The sequence below is a fragment of the Microbulbifer sp. ABF4_148 genome (assembly GCF_056158985.1).
Genome location: NZ_JBSWUI010000001.1, coordinates 202,403 through 218,628, shown reverse-complemented (window position 1 = coordinate 218,628; position 16,226 = coordinate 202,403). Strand labels below are relative to the sequence as shown.

Genomic DNA, 16,226 nt, shown 5'->3' with positions numbered 1-16,226 from the left:
TTGACAGCGGTTCGGCCACCGTTACACTGAGTGATCCCGGTGCGTGTGCCCGATCAGTCAAAAAAGAATTTAGGGGAGACTAACCCTGTGACCGCCGCCCAGCAAATGCCGACCGCTTCTCTTCGCCATGACTGGACTCGCCAGCAGGTACTCGACCTGTTTGCGCTGCCTTTCAACGACCTGTTGTTTACCGCACAGCAAGTGCACCGGACGCATTTCGATGCGAATCGGGTACAGGTGAGCACACTGTGCTCGATCAAAACCGGTGCATGCCCCGAGGACTGTTCCTACTGCCCCCAGAGTGCCCGCTACGACACCGGTTTGGAGCGTGAAAAGCTCATGCGGGTCGAGAAGGTGGTGGAAGAGGCTCGCGCCGCCAAAGCCAGCGGTGCCACCCGCTTCTGCATGGGTGCCGCCTGGCGTTCCCCGAAGAAAAAAGACATGCCTTACGTGACCCAGATGGTTCGGGAGGTCAAAGCCCTGGGGCTCGAGACCTGCATGACCCTGGGCATGCTCAACGATGACCAGGCTTCGGAGCTGGCGGAAGCTGGCCTCGACTATTACAACCACAATCTGGATACCTCGCCGGAGTACTATGGCGAGATCATCACTACCCGGACTTATCAGGACCGCCTGCAAACCCTCGGCCGCGTTCGCGCCGCCGGTATGAAAGTCTGCGCCGGCGGTATTGTTGGTATGGGTGAGGGCGAGCAGGACCGCGCAGGCCTGCTGGTGCAGCTGGCCAACCTGCCGGAGCATCCGGAATCCGTGCCGATCAATATGCTGGTGCGGGTGGCGGGCACGCCGCTCGAAGACGAAAAAGACCTGGATCCATTTGAATTCATTCGCTGTATCGCCGTGGCCCGCATCATGATGCCGAAATCCCACGTGCGCCTGTCCGCTGGCCGTGAGGCGATGAGTGACGAGATGCAGTCGCTGGCCTTCCTCGCCGGTGCCAACTCCATTTTTTATGGGGAAAAGCTACTGACGACCGCCAACCCGGAAGAAAACAAAGATATGCAGCTGTTCCAACGCCTGGGCATCCAGCCTGAGGAATACCAGCAGTATGCGGATGAGACGGCGATCGAGGCCGATCTCAATGCCCAGGTGGCCGAGCAGCAGAATGACCCCTTCTTCTATGACGCGGCAAAATGACTGCGAGACCGTCGCTGCGCGAGACGCTGTCGGCGCGGCTGGCGCAGCGCCGGCAGGATAACCTCTATCGCCAGGTAAAAACCCTGGAGGCGGTGCCGTCACCGGAAGCGGTCGTCGATGGACGGCGCCTGCTGGCCTTCAGTAGCAACGATTATCTTGGCCTGGCCGCCCATCCCGCGGTGATTGCCGCACAGCAGGCCGGTGCCTGTCTGGGCGCGGGCGCCACAGCCTCCCATCTCGTCAATGGCCACCTGCAGGTCCATGAGGTGCTCCAGCAGCGTATTGCTGCAATGACCGGCCGTGAAGCTGCGCTGGTGTTCTCGAGTGGCTATATGGCCAATGTAGGCACCATCTGTGCGCTGGTTGCCCGGGGCGATAGTGTCATCTCCGACAAGTTAAACCATGCTTCTCTCATCGACGGCGCACGTCTGTGTCGTGCCGATAGCCTGCGCTTTGCTCACAATGACCTGCAGGCCCTGGAGCGACAGCTGCAGCGCGCCAGCGGGTCCAGCGGCAATATTCTTCTGGCGGTCGACGGCGTCTACAGCATGGACGGTGACTGCGCGCCGCTGGCAGAGATGGCCGAGCTGTGCGCACACTATGGCGCCTGGCTGATGGTCGATGAAGCCCATGGCTTCGGCGTGATGGGCAGCGAGGCATTACCCTGTGCCGGCAGTGTGGCGGCTGCCGGGTTGGGGCAGGAAGAAGTGCCGGTGGTAATGGGCACCCTCGGCAAGGCGGCCGGCAATGCGGGCGCTTTTGTGGCGGGGTCACAGGAGCTGATCGATTACCTGACGCAATTTGCCCGCCCCTATATTTACACCACCGGAATGCCACCGGCGGTCGCCGCCGGTGCGCGGGCAGCCCTGGATGTGATGCAGGGTGAGCCGCAGCACCAGCAGCGACTGAAAACCCTGATTGAGTACTTTCGTCGCGGCGCCGCTGCGCGCGCGCTAGCCCTGATGGATTCATCGAGTGCGATCCAGCCGTTGCCCCTCGGCTGTGAGCGACGGGTAATGGACGTGGCAGCTGCGTTGCAAGAAAGTGGATTTCTTGTTGGCGCCATTCGTCCGCCGACGGTACCGGCCGGCACCGCGCGATTGCGGATCACCCTGAGCGCCGCACATACCGAAGCGCAGATCGATCGATTGCTGGATGCGGTTGTCGTTGCGCTCGCCCACCATGCGCAAGCACAGCCCCAGTCCGGCGAGGCGCGCACGTGAGTAAACTGAATACACCCATGACGCTGGTATTCCTGCACGGTTGGGCTGGCGATCGCTACATCTGGCAGGCGCTGCTCGATGCGCTGCGCGCGCAAAAACCGTCGGTAGCAATCCGTCTCGAATGCGTGGAATTGCCCGGTTTCGGCGAGCGGGCTGGTGAATCCTGGCCGGATCAGGAGGCGCTACTGGAGACGCTGTATGCGGCGCTGCCAGAAAACACTGTACTGGTCGGCCACTCCCTGGGCGGGATGCTGGCGGTGCAACTGGCATCGCGACCTGACCAGCGCAAAATTCGCGGTGTGGTGACCGTCGCCAGTAACGCGATCTTTTCCGCGGCCGCAGACTGGCCGGCGATGGACCCCGCAACGTTTGCGGATTTTCGTTCGGCCTTTTCCCGGAATCCTGCGGTGACGGCTGCGCGTTTTTGCGGGCTGCAGGCTCGCGGAGATCGTGCGCAAAAGTCACTGGTTCGCGCGTTGCGCGAGCGCCTGCCGGCGGTGTCCGCACCCGCATGGAATGATTCGCTGGAGACGCTCGGTACGCTGGATAACCGCGGCGCGCTCAAAGCACTGGCCGTACCATCGCTGCACTTGCTCGGGGCTGTAGATGCCCTGGTGCCGGTCGCCGCCGCAGAACCGCTGGCAGAACTGGGGGTGTCCGTCAAAGTGTTGCCCGACAGTGGTCACGTGCCGCACCTGTCACAGCCGGACGTGGTCGCCGGTGCTCTGCGCGCTTTCCTTGCCGGGATGGAAGCCCGTCCGGCCAGGGAGGATTCGCCCTTCGCCAAATCTGCCGTTGCGCGCTCCTTTGGTCGCGCCGCCGCGACCTATGATGCGGCCGCGCACTTGCAGCGTGCGGTCTGTCGTCAGTTGCTGGCCAACCTGCCCGTCGATGCGGCGCCGCGACGAATCCTCGATCTGGGCAGTGGTACTGGCTACGGTAGTGCGCTGTTGCGTCAGCGATTCCCCAACGCGGAAATTATTGCGGTCGATATCGCCGAAGGCATGCTGCAGTTCGCCAGGGACCAGCGGCCGGCTGCGGACTTCTATATCAGCGGAGATGCGGAATGCCTGCCGCTCGTGGACGGATGTATCGACCTGGTGTTCTCGAGTATGGCGCTGCAGTGGTGCTATCGACTGCCGCAACTGTTTCAGGAATTACGCCGGGTCACCGCGCCCGATGGCTTCTGTCAGGTGGCGACCCTGGGGCCGGGCACGTTACGGGAGTTGCGTCATAGCTGGGCCAGCGTCGACAGTGATGTGCACGTGAATCGGTTTCTCAATTGCCAGCAGTGGCAGGAGGCGGCCGCCGGGGCAGGCTTTCATGGAGAGACGGCAGCGGAAGAGCGCGTGCTGCACTTCGCCACAGTCGTTGAACTGATGCGCGAACTGAAGAGCATTGGAGCGCATAATATTAATCGGGGTGCCGGGCGCGGCCTGATGAGTCGCGGGCGCTTGCGGGAGCTGGCGGCAGCTTATGAGCCCCTGCGCTCGGAGACGGGGTTGCCCGCCAGTTACCAGTTATTTTACCTGAGTATGCGGGCGTCGGACGCTGGCACTGCCGCCGGGGTCACGCATCGCGCCGGCGCGGGTTGCCCGTAAAAGCTGCTCATAAAAAAGCCCCGCAGATCGGGGCTTTTTGACAATCAGGTGGCGGACACGGATCAGGGATAGATGGTGATCGGCGTCGGGGTTTTGACCAGTGCCCAGATCTCATCCATCTCGCGGTTGGTCACGGCGATGCAGCCGGCAGTCCAGTTAACCCGGGTCAGGTACTTCTCGATACCTTTCCACTGGGGCTTCTGGCCGTGGATCATGATGTCGCCACCGGGATCGACACCCAGTTTGCGGGCGCGGGCGCGGTCAGCCTTGTTCGGATAAGAGATATGAATCGAGCGATAGAATTTGCTCTTTGAGTTTTTCCAGTCGAGGGTGTAACGACCCTCAGGGGTGCGGTTGTCGCCCTGGCGCACCTTGTGGCCCACCGGATTCTTGCCGAAAACGACCTTGTAGCTCTTCACGACTTTGCCCTTACGCATGAGCTGCATCAGGGATTTGGACTTGTATACCACGACATGGTCCACAGGCTTGACCGTCGCGTGGGACAGCAGTGGAGCCATGAGCAGAAGGGCAAGGGTCAGGATACGCATAAGCTGGCCGGTACTCTCTACGTTAATTGATGAGCTACTTGGGTTTCGTGGCGCGGCATCCGGGCCGGCGGGCGGCATATTGAACCGCCCGGCGCAAAATTTGATGACAGCGTTGTCCATCTTCGCCGTCTTTCCAGTCAACTGGTGCGTGACTGGGGGAATTTCGGGACAGATATCCTAATATTGTCCCTCAGAGTGGCAGTCACAATGGTCGATGACTGCACGATTTGGTCAATTTATCATCAGTTAGGCCATGTTTAAAGAGGCGTCAAGAAAAAAACTGCCAAGGACGCTTAAGTTGAGACGGGAGGAGTTGTGGCGAAGACATATTTTGTAGCGGGCACGGATACCGAAGTGGGCAAGACCTATGTTTCTGCGGCGCTGCTGGCGCGTGCCGCAGAACTGGGACACCGCACGGCGGCGGTGAAACCGGTCGCGTCAGGCTGTGAAATCACCCACGATGGACTGCGGAATGAGGATGCCCGGCTGCTGATGGAAGCCATGACTCTGGATTTGCCCTATCAGCAGGTCAATCCTTTTGCGCTGGAGCCGGCCATCGCGCCCCATATCGCCGCGTTTGAGGCGGGTAAGCGGCTGGATGTGAGCCGTATGGCGGGTGTCTGTCGCGGGGTGATGTCGGCGGGTGCGGATCTGGTGCTGATCGAGGGTGCCGGCGGCTGGCGCACGCCGCTGGGGCCGCGCAGCTTCCTGTCCGATCTCCCCAGGGAGCTGGATATCCCCGTGGTACTGGTGGTTGGCATGCAGCTCGGATGTATCAATCACGCGCTGCTCACGGCGGAGGCTATTCGTCGCGATGGGTTGCAGCTGGCCGGCTGGGTGGCAAATTTTGCCCGGGATGGGATGGCCCGTCCGGAGGAAAATGTCGGTACCCTGCGCGCAATATTGCCCGCCCCGCTGCTCGGTGTGGTGCCGTATGCGGAGCAGCCGGACTACCGCAAGTCCGCCGCCGGCCTGGATCTGGAGCCGCTTCTGCCCACCGGCTGAACCGCGTCAGCGCAGCCGGTGGTTGACATTGCGGGGGCCTGAATCTAAATTTCAAACAAACGTTTGAACGAATCGGTTGAGGAACGCGCTATGGCGGACTATCAGGCACCCCTGCGGAAGATGAACTTCCTGCTGCACGAAGTATTTGAAGCGGAAAAACTGTGGGCACGGCTGCCCGGCCTGGACGGCGCCGTGGACCGGGAAACCGCCGATGCGATCCTGGAAGAAATGGCCAAACTGGCGGCCAACACCCTCGATCCCATCAACCGCAGCGGCGACGAAGAGGGCTGTCGCTGGGAAGACGGCGTGGTCACCACCCCGCAGGGCTTTCCCGAGGCTTATGCGACCTACTGTGAAGGCGGCTGGGGCGCACTGCTGGGTAACCCCGAATACGGCGGTATGGGGATGCCGAAAATGCTCGGCGCGCAGGTCGAGGAAATGATCAATGCGGCCAATATTTCCTTCTCCCTCTACCCGGTGCTGACTGCCGGTGCCTGTCTGGCGATTGACGCCCACGGCAGCGAAGCGCTGAAAGAGCAGTACCTGCCGAAAATGTATGAGGGTACCTGGTCCGGCGCCATGGACCTGACCGAACCTCACGCGGGCACCGACCTGGGTATTATCCGCACCAAGGCGGTGCCGCAGGAAGACGGCAGTTACAGCATTACCGGTAGCAAGATTTTCATTACCGGCGGCGATCATGACCTGTCCGAGAATATTATCCATCTGGTACTGGCCAAGCTGCCGGACGCGCCTGCTGGCCCGCGGGGGATCTCGCTGTTCCTGGTACCCAAGTTCCTCGTGAACGCGGATGGCAGTATCGGTGAGCGCAACGCCGTGAACTGTGGCTCCATCGAGCACAAGATGGGCATCAAGGCGTCTTCCACCTGCGCGATGAACTTTGACGGGGCCAAGGGCTGGCTGGTTGGCGAGCTCAACAAGGGTCTTGCCGCCATGTTCACCATGATGAATTACGAGCGCCTGGGTGTGGGTATCCAGGGGCTGGGGGCTTCCGAGCGCTCCTACCAGAATGCCGTCGAGTATGCCCGCGATCGTATCCAGAGTCGCTCTCCGTCCGGCCCGGTGCAGGCCGACAAGGCCGCCGATCCCATTGTGGTCCACCCGGACGTGCGCCGTATGCTGCTGACCCAGAAGGCGCTGATCGGCGGTGGCCGCGCCCTGTCCACCTATGTGGCGCAGTGGTTGGATATCGCCAAATTTGGCGATGCCGAGGAGAAGAAGAAGGCAGAAGCGCTGGTGGCATTGCTGACGCCGGTGGCGAAAGCCTTCTTTACCGACAAGGGCCTTGAGTGCACCATTCTCGGCCAGCAGGTCTTTGGTGGTCACGGTTATATCCGTGAGTGGGGCCAGGAGCAGCTGGTGCGCGATGTGCGTATTACCCAGATCTATGAGGGCACCAACGGTATCCAGGCGCTGGACCTGGCCGGCCGCAAGACCGTGGCCAATGGCGGTGCTTTCTTCAATCTGTTTGCCGAGGACGTTCAGTCCTTTATCGACGCACACAGTGACGACGAGTCCCTGGCGGAGTTCATCCAGCCGCTGCAGGCGGAGCTGCAGCGCCTGAAAGATGTGACTGCGGGCCTGATTGAGGCCGCTCATGGCGATCCCTATGCACCGGGCGCCGCCTCCGTGGAGTACCTGCATCTGTTTGGTTACGTGGCCTACGCCTTTATGTGGGCGAGGATCGCAGCCGTGGCGGGGCCGCAACAGGAGGCCGATGCCTTCTATCGCGGCCAGGTGCAGACTGCGCGCTTCTTCTTTGCACGTCTGCTGCCGCAGACCGCCGCGCTCGCCGGTGCAGTCGACGCCGGTAGTGCCGCGCTGATGGATATCGACGCTGAATTGCTGTAAAAAGTGACTCAGATTGAATACCGGACCGCCCAATCGGGCGGTAAAGATCAGCGATGATCAGGTAGATTCAGCCCCGCTCTGCGGGGCTTTTTTATGGGTGCGGTTTGGTTCGCCGGGCCGAACACCGACACCGGGCTTTTTATCTCGCCGGGATTTTTCTACACTCGGGACACAATAAAAATTAGTGCCGCCCGCGGCAGTCGAGGCCAACGTGCAGGATCAGCAGCAGATTCCCCCCAAGAAACTCTCCGAAGAAGACCAGGCGAAAGTCGATGCATACCTGCAGCGCGGGGTGAATCGCGTTGAACGCAAGCCGTTTCGGCCGATGTTGCTGCTGGGGATCATTTTGGTGGTGCTCACGCTACTCTCCCTGCTGAGCCTGTTCATCGCCGGCACCAAGGGTGTGGTCTAAGCGCGGAAGGAGAGATAACTTGAAAGAAGAGAAAGGCTTCAGGCCACTGGCATTTGAGCAGCGCGAGCCCGCGGAGATGTGCCGCCGGGCCGCGGATTTCTATGCGCAGATGCGCGAGCGACGCAGCGTCCGGGATTTTTCCAGTCAACCCGTGCCACGCGAAGTGATCGAAAACGCCTTGCGTACAGCGGGCAGTGCACCCAGTGGTGCCAATATGCAGCCCTGGCATTTCGTGGTGGTTGAGAGCGCAGCAATCAAACGGCAGATCCGTGAAGCGGCGGAAGAAGAAGAGCGGGAGTTCTATCAGCGCCGTGCCTCCGAGGAATGGTTAAACGCGCTGGAACCGCTGGGCACCGACGCACACAAGCCATTTCTGGAAACCGCTCCCTACCTGATTGTGATCTTTTTGAAAAAGTTTTCCGACGACGAGGGTGGGGAGCGCCGCAAAAACTACTATACGGCGGAGTCTGTCGGCATTGCCACGGGTATGCTGATCGCGGCTCTGCACAATGCGGGTGTCGCGACACTGACGCATACGCCGAGCCCGATGAAGTTTCTCAATGAGATTCTCGGACGCCCGGTGACGGAGAAGCCCTATATGATTCTGGTCACAGGGTTGCCGACGGCAGGTGCCGAGGTGCCGGCAATCGACAAGAAGCCTCTGGAAGAGATCGCGGACTTTATCTGAACCGCTGGCGCGGGCGCCGTGCCGGCGCCGACGGTCTTCGCAATGTCGCGCACCGAAAGCGTTGGTCCCTCCCGGGAAAGCCGTGGGCTGGCATCTTCAGCTTGCGCTTCCCAACCTGACAATTGTGTCCCATTCGTCAGGTCGCACAGGTTGAATAGACAGGCGTCCCTGTTTGACCAGCACCATCTCCTCCAGCGGCGGGGTGCGCTTGATTTCGGCCAGGGTGACCGGTCGTGGGAATACGCTGCGCCAGCGAATATCAACGCAAAACCAGCGCGGCTTGTCCTGCTGTGCCTTGGGGTCGAAGTAGGCCGATTCCGGGTTGAACTGGGCCGGGTCGGGGTATGCCGCCCGCGTGACTTCGGCGGTGCCGACCACGGCCGGGGTCTTGCAAGCGCTGTGGTAAAACAATACCAGGTCGCCTACGGCTACCTGGTCGCGCAGGAAGTTGCGAGCCTGGTAATTGCGGATACCGTCCCAGCGTCCGGTGGCAGCGGGTTCTCGTGCCAGGTCATCGAGGCTATATTCGTCCGGTTCTGACTTGAATAGCCAGTAATTCATGGGGATACCTGCGGCAGTCGGTTAGTTGGCTGCGCCCGGTGGTATTTCGCCTCCAGGCTGCGCCAATTAGTATGTTGTGCATTAAAGAAGTCAATAGAGCACGCTGGAACGCGGCGTGACGTGAATCGATAAGACTATGGGACATAACGTATTTAACTGGCTCACCCAGCGTCTGGCGCTGCCCCGCTGGCAGTACTGGGCACTGCAGCTATCCGGCTGGGGTGGTTACACCCTGCTGATTTTTATCGGCAGTTTTTTCTGGGTCGAGAACCACTGGATGCACACCGGCTATATCGCAGCGGCGACCGCTTCGGGCGCGGCGCTGTCTGAGGGGATGCGCCGCTGTTTCCAGCGCCTGTGGAACCGACCCCCGGCCACGCGCCTGTTTGGCACGTTATTGGTCGTGATCCTCGCGGCGGCGCTGTGGGCGGGTGCCAAGTTTGCCGGATCTGCCTGGCTGTACGGGACCGATGAAAAAGAACATCCGTTTGTTCAGGCGGTGTACTGGTTCTCCTATTCGTTCATGATCCTGATGACGTGGACAGCGCTTTACTACGGCATCAAGTATTACCGGACGTCCCAGGCCCAGCAGGCCAAGGCACTGCAGGCGGAGTCGATGGCGCACCAGGCACAGCTGAAAATGTTGCGTTACCAGCTGAACCCCCATTTTCTCTTCAACACCCTGAACGCCATTTCCACCCTGATTCTCGATAACCAGGGCCGTACCGCCAACGACATGGTCTCGCGATTGTCGCAGTTCCTGCGTCACTCCCTGGATAACGATCCCATGCAGAAAGTCACGCTGGCCAAGGAAGTGGAAGCGCTGATGCTGTATCTGGATATTGAGAAAGTCCGGTTTGCCGATCGTTTGTCGGTTCAGGTCGATCTCGAGGGGGATTCTGCCACGGCCCTGGTGCCGAGTTTGCTGTTGCAACCTCTGGTGGAGAACGCGATCAAATACGGTATCTCCCAGCTGGAGTGGGGCGGTGAGATCACCATCAACGCGCGGGTGTTCGCGGGTGAATTGCTGCTGGAAGTCAGTGACAATGGTCCGGGCGTATCTGAAACCCAGTTGGCCACGCTCGGTCGCGGTGGTGGCAGTGGTGTCGGTATCCGTAACACCTGCGATCGCCTGCTGGCGCTGTACGGCCCGGAGCAGAAAGTGCGTTTCCGCAATCGTCCGGAAGGTGGTCTCGCGATCCATATCCGGATTCCCTTTGAACAGGAATGAGAACGATGACAGGTAGTCAAAAAACGCTGACCGCAATGGTTGTGGACGACGAACCTCTGGCGCGCAGGGGGTTGCGGTTGCGCCTGGAGGCGCTCGGGGGAGTCGATGTGGTGGCGGAGTGTGCCAATGGCCGCGAGGCTCTGGCGAGCCTGCAGGAGCGTTCGGTCGATGTCGCTTTTGTCGATATCCAGATGCCTGGCATGAGCGGTCTGCAGCTGGTGCAGCAGATCCCTTCGGAAAAATTGCCACAGGTGGTGTTTGTAACCGCTTACGATCAATACGCGATCGAGGCCTTTGAAATCAACGCCGTGGACTACGTGTTGAAGCCCATCGAGGAAGACCGACTCGCCGTGGCCATGGACCGGGTGCGGGAGCGTATTGCTTCTGCCGATCTGGCTAGCCAGCGCGAACAGTTACTGGAAACGGTCGCTGACCTGACTCGGGAATCTCCGGAAGTACTCGAAGAAAAGCTGGTTGCGGGTGAGCTGTCCGGCAGTCAGTATCCGGAAAAACTGGCGATCAAGGACGCCGGGAAGATCACTCTGGTACCGTCTGCCGATATCGACTGGATTGATGCTGCGGGTGACTACATGTGTGTGCATGCCTCCGGCGAAACCCATGTCATGCGGATCACCATGAAGGAGCTGGAGCAGCAGCTGGATCCGCGCCGTTTTCAGCGCATCCACCGCTCGACGATTGTTAACCTGAAGCGGGTGCGCGAGATTTGCGCGCATATCAATGGGGAGTATTACCTGATCCTGCACAATGGCGAGCGCCTGAAAATGAGTCGAAGCTACAAGAGCAAAGTGCAGCACTTTCTCTGAGCACTTGTTCGGAGCCCTTTCTGACTGCCATTTGGGATCGGCGTCCCGAATCGATACACTAGCGGGATAATTCGACTTTTCGCGTGTATCGACGCCGGCAGATGGCCGGCACGGGAGGCACAGCATGGCCATTCGCCGTTCACTCTGGGGTACCCATCGCACATCCAAATGGCGCTGTGCCGCCGCTGGTTTGGCCTGTCTGCTCTGTACGGCGGGTGCTTCGCACAGTTGGGGCGCGGACCGGGTTGCCCAGTTGCCCGCGGGCACAACAGAAGTCCGGGTTGCCGGTGCCTCCTATTACTATTACGCCGGTGTGTTTTACCGTGCCGATCGCGACATTTATATCAAAGTCGAGCCACCTCTTGGGGCGCGGGTGAACGCCGTACCGGCGGGTACCAGTTTCAGCATCGGCAACGATGTCTATGTCCTTACCGGCACCGGGACTTTCTATCTGTTTGACCAGCGCCACCGGGTGTATGTAGTGGTCAGACCCCCGTATAACTGGCGCAATTACTATCGGGATCCACTCGCACCCCAGGTGCAGGTGTACCCGCAAGCCTATCCACCGGGTTATCCGAATTACTATCCCGATGCCTACGGCCGGCCATTTTCGGACCGTCGCGCGGTGCGCGAGGCGACCTGTCGACAAGTCGCCTCTGATGTTTCCCGGCGGGATACCGTCACTGGCAGTGTTTCAAGTCGAAAGCAGGCGCAATATCGGGATGCCTATCGGGAGTGCATCGATAGCCCCAGTCGCCGCCGCCGCTAAAAAATTCCCGCACGCGTCAACCGACGCTGATACAAGGGCGTTGTGATTCCCAGGTTTACCAACAACCAGGGAACGAACAACATGCCTACCCAACGATTCGCACCCGCTTCGATGCGGGCACTCTTTATCTCGGTTATTACACTCGCCCTGAGCGCTTGCGGGGGCGGTGGCAGTAGCGATCCCCAGCAAGCGGTGACACCGCCACCGGTATCAACGGACCCAGGATGTGTCACCGCGGACACCGCCCCCGCCTCTGACCAATGTGGTGTGGTGTGGCTGACGGTGACGGATGCCGATGGAGACTTCACCCGCTATCAGGTGGAGGTGGTTTCCGTGACACTGGAAAGTAGCAGCGGTGCCCTGGTGGAAGCATTGCCCGCGCAGACCTCCATCGACTTTGCCGACTATGTTGATCTGACCGAATTGGCCGCTGCCGCAGCGGTGCCAGTGGGTACCTATGTGCGTGGTGAAATTACCCTGGATTACCGCGATGCCGATATTCAGGTAGAGGTCGCCGGCGAGTCGGTCGCCGCTGCCGTGGTCGACGCACAGGGTAACGCGGTTGAGACCATTACCCTCGCCCTCGAGCTCGATCATCGCAATCGACTGGTGATCACGCACCGCAACCCGGCCATGTTGGCGTTGGACTTTGATCTTGCGGCCTCTCACGTCGTTGCCACTGATGTGTCGCCGGCGCAGGCGGAGCTGTTGCCAGTACTGACGGCGGAAATCGATCCGCTCGAGCAAAAGGAAATGCGTTTGCGCGGGGCCTTGCTCGAGGTTGACGCCACTGAGGACAGCTACCGTATCGCTTTGAGACCCTTTAGCCGCAGAGAGGGACGTTTTGGTGGTGTCGATATCTATACCGACGCGGAGACTGTTTGGGAGATTCACGGTGAAGCTTTTACCGGTGCCGCCGGCCTGAGCGCTCTGGAGGAATTGGATGCCGGTACCGCGACGCTGGCATTTGGCGTTTTTGATCGGGAAAACCGCCAGTTTCTCGCGGAACGCGTTGCTATTGGCGAGAGCGTGCCCGGTGGCACCCTGGATGCGGTGCGAGGCTACGTCGTGGCGCGGGATGGCGACCTGGTCATGCTGAGCGGCGCGCGCGTCCTGCGCACTGACGGCAGTGTGAGTTTTCACGATGGACTGTTGCTTGAGCTGGATCCGTTGACCAGTGTGCGCCGGGCGCGAGCCCCCGCGGATCCCATTTCCATCGATGCGATTTCCGTCGGACAGAAAATCGACGCACTGGGAGTCTGGGATGCGGAAAGAGCGCTGATGGATCTGGGTGAGGGTGCCGTGCGACTGCGCGTCAGTACTGTAGCGGCGACTTTGGCTGGTCACTCCGACGAGCAAATGCAGGTCAAAGCGCTGGCGTTTGGTGGTCGCGACATTTCCCTGTTTAGTTTTGCGGGTACCGGCGCGGCGGCAGACACCGATGCAGACCCGGAAAATTATGAGGTGGATGCCGGGGGGCTGAATGCAGGACTGGAAGTGGGCGATGCGCTACAGCTGCGTGGCTTTGTTACACCGTTTGGATCCGCGCCGGCTGATTTCGAAGCCTTGTCAGTGGTGAACTACAGCGATGTCGATGCCCGATTACTGGTCAACTGGTCCGAAACCTCCACCGCCGCGGCATTGACGGCTTTTGATGCCAGCGGCCTGTCGCTGAATCTTGATAGTGATGCGCTCGGGCCCCTGCATTACCTGCGCTTGGGGGCGGTTCGCACCGACCTGCTCGCGCTGGATGCCATACCGCTGCTCGTGCCAGCAACGGATCGCGGTATTTATGTCATCAGTGAGTCGGGCAATCTGGTCGCGTTTTCCGACTTTACCGAATTCGTTACGGAGCTCAGTATGCGTCTGGAGCAGGGCTCGCTAATTGCCATGATGCATGGTCGCGGCCAACTCGTTGAAGACAACACCCGGCTGGTGCTCCGGCGCCTGGCGGTAGTGCTCGGTCGTTAAGTACGTTGCTTGAGTGGGCGCTTCTGCAACGGGGCGCCCCGGTCTGTTAGCTACAATTTTCTAAGCGATACCGGTCACGAACTATCGGTTTGGCGCGGAATTTTTTGTTGGAAACGGACCAGATGTCAGCAGTCGGCAGTGCAACAGGCGCAGAGGATTCGCGCGACTCACTAGGATGCCGTATTGGCGTGCTTCTGATCCCGTTACTGTTGGTACTGCTGACTCTTCCCGCCACCCTCTCCCTCGCGCAGTCACCGCTCACCCAACCCAAAGAAATCGAACAAATGATTCCCGATTTCGCGTGGCCGTCTTCTGACTGGTGGACCGGCTGGCCGAATGTACCGACAGAGCAGCGCAAGGAGTGGTTGGCGACCTTCGAGGCAGACTGGGTGGAATGGCAGAAAAGCTTGCCCGCCAGTGAGCCATTACGGCAGGCCACTGCGTATGTTGACGTCGCTTTGCGGGATATCCAGGCGAGCTGGGCACGCGCGGACGAATACCAGGAACTCAAGTTGTTGCCAGAGGTAGAGTTTGCCAAGAACCCCAATGTATTACAGTGGGCGGCAGCTGACGCGGCCATTGCCAAGGGCAAGCAACGTCTCACAGGCGTCGACCTGGAGGCACAACACCTTACCAATGTACAGCAACGATCGCTGGCTCAGCTGCGCCAGAATGTGCTCAAGACGCGGGACACCGATAGCGATGTGACTGAGTCCGAGCAGGTAGCCGGCTTGAAGCTGCTCGCCAGCCAGTTAAAGCACCTGAATGTGATTGAGCAGAAGAGCTTACTGTTGCAGCATCAGCGTGCCTGGCAGGAACAGCTGCAAGTGGCCGAATCGCAACTGCAGCGCATGCAGGCGGAACTGCGCTACGATCCAGCCGCCGGGAGCGAGCTTGAGCAGGAAATATCTGAACTCGATAAGGAAATTACCACGCTGAGCAGTGAGCGCACGCAACTTAATGCGGCCACGTTGGAATCGCCTGAGCCCGAGACACGCGGTTCCCGCGAGTTACGTCTCATGGAACTGGATGTGGCGCTGTTGCAAACCCATCTGAATCGCCGCAAGCGGGAACTGCTGTTCGCCATTAACGAAGCACTGCAGCCCGAGCCGGAAAAACTGCCGGACCTGCAAAGTGCAGAGCTTGCCGACAGCGCAAAGAAGCTTATCGAAAATACACAGCAAAAACTGGACTTGCGACAGCGGCAGGTCGTGGCGTGGCTGGGGGAAGACCAGAAGGCACTGGCACGCTGGTGGCACAGTTTCGAGAAAATCAGTAGCGGGATCACCGCTGCCGAAGAACAGCTTGCGGACATTAACCGCTACGAAGCGCTGCAGCTTCAGGTCTATAAAGAGCAGCAGGGGTGGTGGGCGACGGCTATGGAGCGCGGGCAGCGCTTTATGAATACGCTCAAGGCCAGCTGGAGAGGCTTGGCGAATTTCAAACTGTTCACCATCAGCGAAACGCCGGTAACGCTGAAGGAAATTGCCAAGATTTTTTTGGTATTTGTCGGTGCCTGGCTAGTCTCATTGCTGTCCCGTCGGCTGCTGGGGAGCCTGGTCTCCAGGCGCCATGCCAGTGAATCCTCCATGTACACCCTCGGGCGGGTGCTGCACTACAGCCTGATTGCGCTGGCATTTTTCCTGTCGTTGAGCATCCTCGGATTACTGGATACCGGTAAACTGGCGCTGGTGGCCGGTGCGTTGTCGGTTGGCATTGGCTTTGGTCTGCAGGCTATTTTCTCGAACTTCATATCGGGCCTGATACTGCTCTTTGAACAGCCGCTGCGCGTGGGCGACCTGGTCGAGCTGGAATCCGGCGTCTTCGGCAGGATTCGGGATATCAATGTGCGCTCGACTCGCATCACCACGCGTGACAATGTGGACATCGTCGTTCCGAACTCGGAATTCGTCGTGGGGCGGGTGACCAACCACACGTTAGAAGACCCGGTCCGCCGCATCCATGTGCCGTTTGGTGTGGCCTATGACTCCGACCCCGATGAAGTCAGAGAGGCCGCGCTCGAAGCGGCGACTCGGGTAACCATCACCCACACCGACTGGAAGCGGAAAACGGCAGTTTGGCTGATGGAATTCGGCGATAGCGCGCTGAACTTCAAGCTCGTCGTGTGGATCAACAGCAACATGGTGTCGCCGCTCGATGACCCGTATGCGCTGTATAACCTCGAACTGTTTCGCGAGTTCAAGTCTCGCGGCATTGAAATTCCCTACCCGCAGCGGGACCTGCACCTGCGAACCTGGCAGTCCCTGCCAACCCTGACCCGCCGCGCGGATCAGTAACGCGGCTGACGCGATTGTCCCTCACAGCGAGCGGGGGTATTCTGGATCTCCACTTCCGGTAACCAGCGG

The 16,226-nt window shown here is 60.0% G+C and carries 14 protein-coding genes; 12 read left to right on the top strand and 2 right to left on the bottom strand.

All coding sequences use genetic code 11. The features are described 5' to 3' along the window. The first annotated feature begins 105 nt into the window (after positions 1-105). Genes bioB through bioC form a run of 3 tightly spaced genes read left to right on the top strand, consistent with a single transcriptional unit; the run spans position 106 to position 3,979 of the window. Positions 106-1,155, top strand: a complete 1,050-nt coding sequence (gene bioB, locus ACXAD0_RS00860; RefSeq protein WP_475090276.1) for a biotin synthase BioB — start codon at positions 106-108, stop codon at positions 1,153-1,155. After that, positions 1,152-2,378: an 8-amino-7-oxononanoate synthase gene (bioF, locus tag ACXAD0_RS00855; RefSeq protein ID WP_475086454.1), complete on the top strand. Its 1,227-nt coding sequence runs from the start codon at positions 1,152-1,154 to the stop codon at positions 2,376-2,378. The genes bioB and bioF overlap by 4 nt, the downstream gene beginning before the upstream one ends. Further along, the gene (gene bioC / locus ACXAD0_RS00850) at positions 2,375-3,979 is read left to right on the top strand and encodes a malonyl-ACP O-methyltransferase BioC (RefSeq protein WP_475086453.1); all 1,605 of its coding nucleotides are present in this window, start codon (positions 2,375-2,377) and stop codon (positions 3,977-3,979) included. Before bioF ends, bioC begins: the two co-directional genes overlap by 4 nt. 62 nt (positions 3,980-4,041) lie before the next feature. On the opposite strand, the gene ACXAD0_RS00845 is transcribed toward bioC, so the two are convergent. Next, entirely contained in the window at positions 4,042-4,647 is a 606-nt protein-coding gene (locus ACXAD0_RS00845) for a L,D-transpeptidase family protein (RefSeq protein WP_475086452.1), read from the bottom strand. Between the two features lie 195 nt (positions 4,648-4,842). Here ACXAD0_RS00845 and bioD point away from each other — a divergent pair, with 195 nt between their 5' ends. The 4 genes from bioD to ACXAD0_RS00825 all read left to right on the top strand — a co-directional run bounded on the left by bioD (position 4,843) and on the right by ACXAD0_RS00825 (position 8,504). Continuing rightward, positions 4,843-5,532, top strand: a complete 690-nt coding sequence (gene bioD / locus ACXAD0_RS00840; protein ID WP_475086451.1) for a dethiobiotin synthase — start codon at positions 4,843-4,845, stop codon at positions 5,530-5,532. A 90-nt stretch (positions 5,533-5,622) separates the two neighbouring features. Further along, positions 5,623-7,404, top strand: a complete 1,782-nt coding sequence (locus tag ACXAD0_RS00835) for an acyl-CoA dehydrogenase C-terminal domain-containing protein (protein ID WP_475086450.1) — start codon at positions 5,623-5,625, stop codon at positions 7,402-7,404. Positions 7,405-7,588: 184 nt separating this feature from the next. Continuing rightward, positions 7,589-7,816 carry a DUF3094 family protein gene (locus tag ACXAD0_RS00830; protein WP_475086449.1) on the top strand — a complete coding sequence of 76 codons (228 nt, stop codon included), beginning with the start codon at positions 7,589-7,591 and terminating at the stop codon, positions 7,814-7,816. Between the two features lie 19 nt (positions 7,817-7,835). Next, positions 7,836-8,504, top strand: a complete 669-nt coding sequence (locus ACXAD0_RS00825) for a nitroreductase family protein (protein WP_475086447.1) — start codon at positions 7,836-7,838, stop codon at positions 8,502-8,504. A 96-nt stretch (positions 8,505-8,600) separates the two neighbouring features. On the opposite strand, the gene ACXAD0_RS00820 is transcribed toward ACXAD0_RS00825, so the two are convergent. After that, entirely contained in the window at positions 8,601-9,065 is a 465-nt protein-coding gene (locus ACXAD0_RS00820; protein WP_475086446.1) for an EVE domain-containing protein, read from the bottom strand. A gap of 136 nt (positions 9,066-9,201) precedes the next feature. On the opposite strand from ACXAD0_RS00820, the gene ACXAD0_RS00815 reads away from it, so the two are divergent. The 5 genes from ACXAD0_RS00815 (at position 9,202) to ACXAD0_RS00795 (ending at position 16,157) form a co-directional block, all read left to right on the top strand. Then, on the top strand, positions 9,202-10,296 hold the full coding sequence (locus ACXAD0_RS00815; protein WP_475086445.1) for a sensor histidine kinase: 1,095 nt from the start codon (positions 9,202-9,204) through the stop codon (positions 10,294-10,296). A gap of 5 nt (positions 10,297-10,301) precedes the next feature. Beyond that, the gene (locus tag ACXAD0_RS00810) at positions 10,302-11,120 is read left to right on the top strand and encodes a LytR/AlgR family response regulator transcription factor (protein ID WP_475086444.1); all 819 of its coding nucleotides are present in this window, start codon (positions 10,302-10,304) and stop codon (positions 11,118-11,120) included. Positions 11,121-11,244: 124 nt separating this feature from the next. Then, positions 11,245-11,889, top strand: coding sequence for a DUF6515 family protein (locus tag ACXAD0_RS00805; RefSeq protein ID WP_475086443.1), 645 nt, complete (start codon positions 11,245-11,247; stop codon positions 11,887-11,889). Positions 11,890-11,970: 81 nt separating this feature from the next. Continuing rightward, positions 11,971-13,860 carry a hypothetical protein gene (locus ACXAD0_RS00800; RefSeq protein ID WP_475086442.1) on the top strand — a complete coding sequence of 630 codons (1,890 nt, stop codon included), beginning with the start codon at positions 11,971-11,973 and terminating at the stop codon, positions 13,858-13,860. Between the two features lie 122 nt (positions 13,861-13,982). Then, positions 13,983-16,157 carry a mechanosensitive ion channel domain-containing protein gene (locus tag ACXAD0_RS00795; RefSeq protein WP_475086441.1) on the top strand — a complete coding sequence of 725 codons (2,175 nt, stop codon included), beginning with the start codon at positions 13,983-13,985 and terminating at the stop codon, positions 16,155-16,157. Positions 16,158-16,226: the final 69 nt, after the last annotated feature.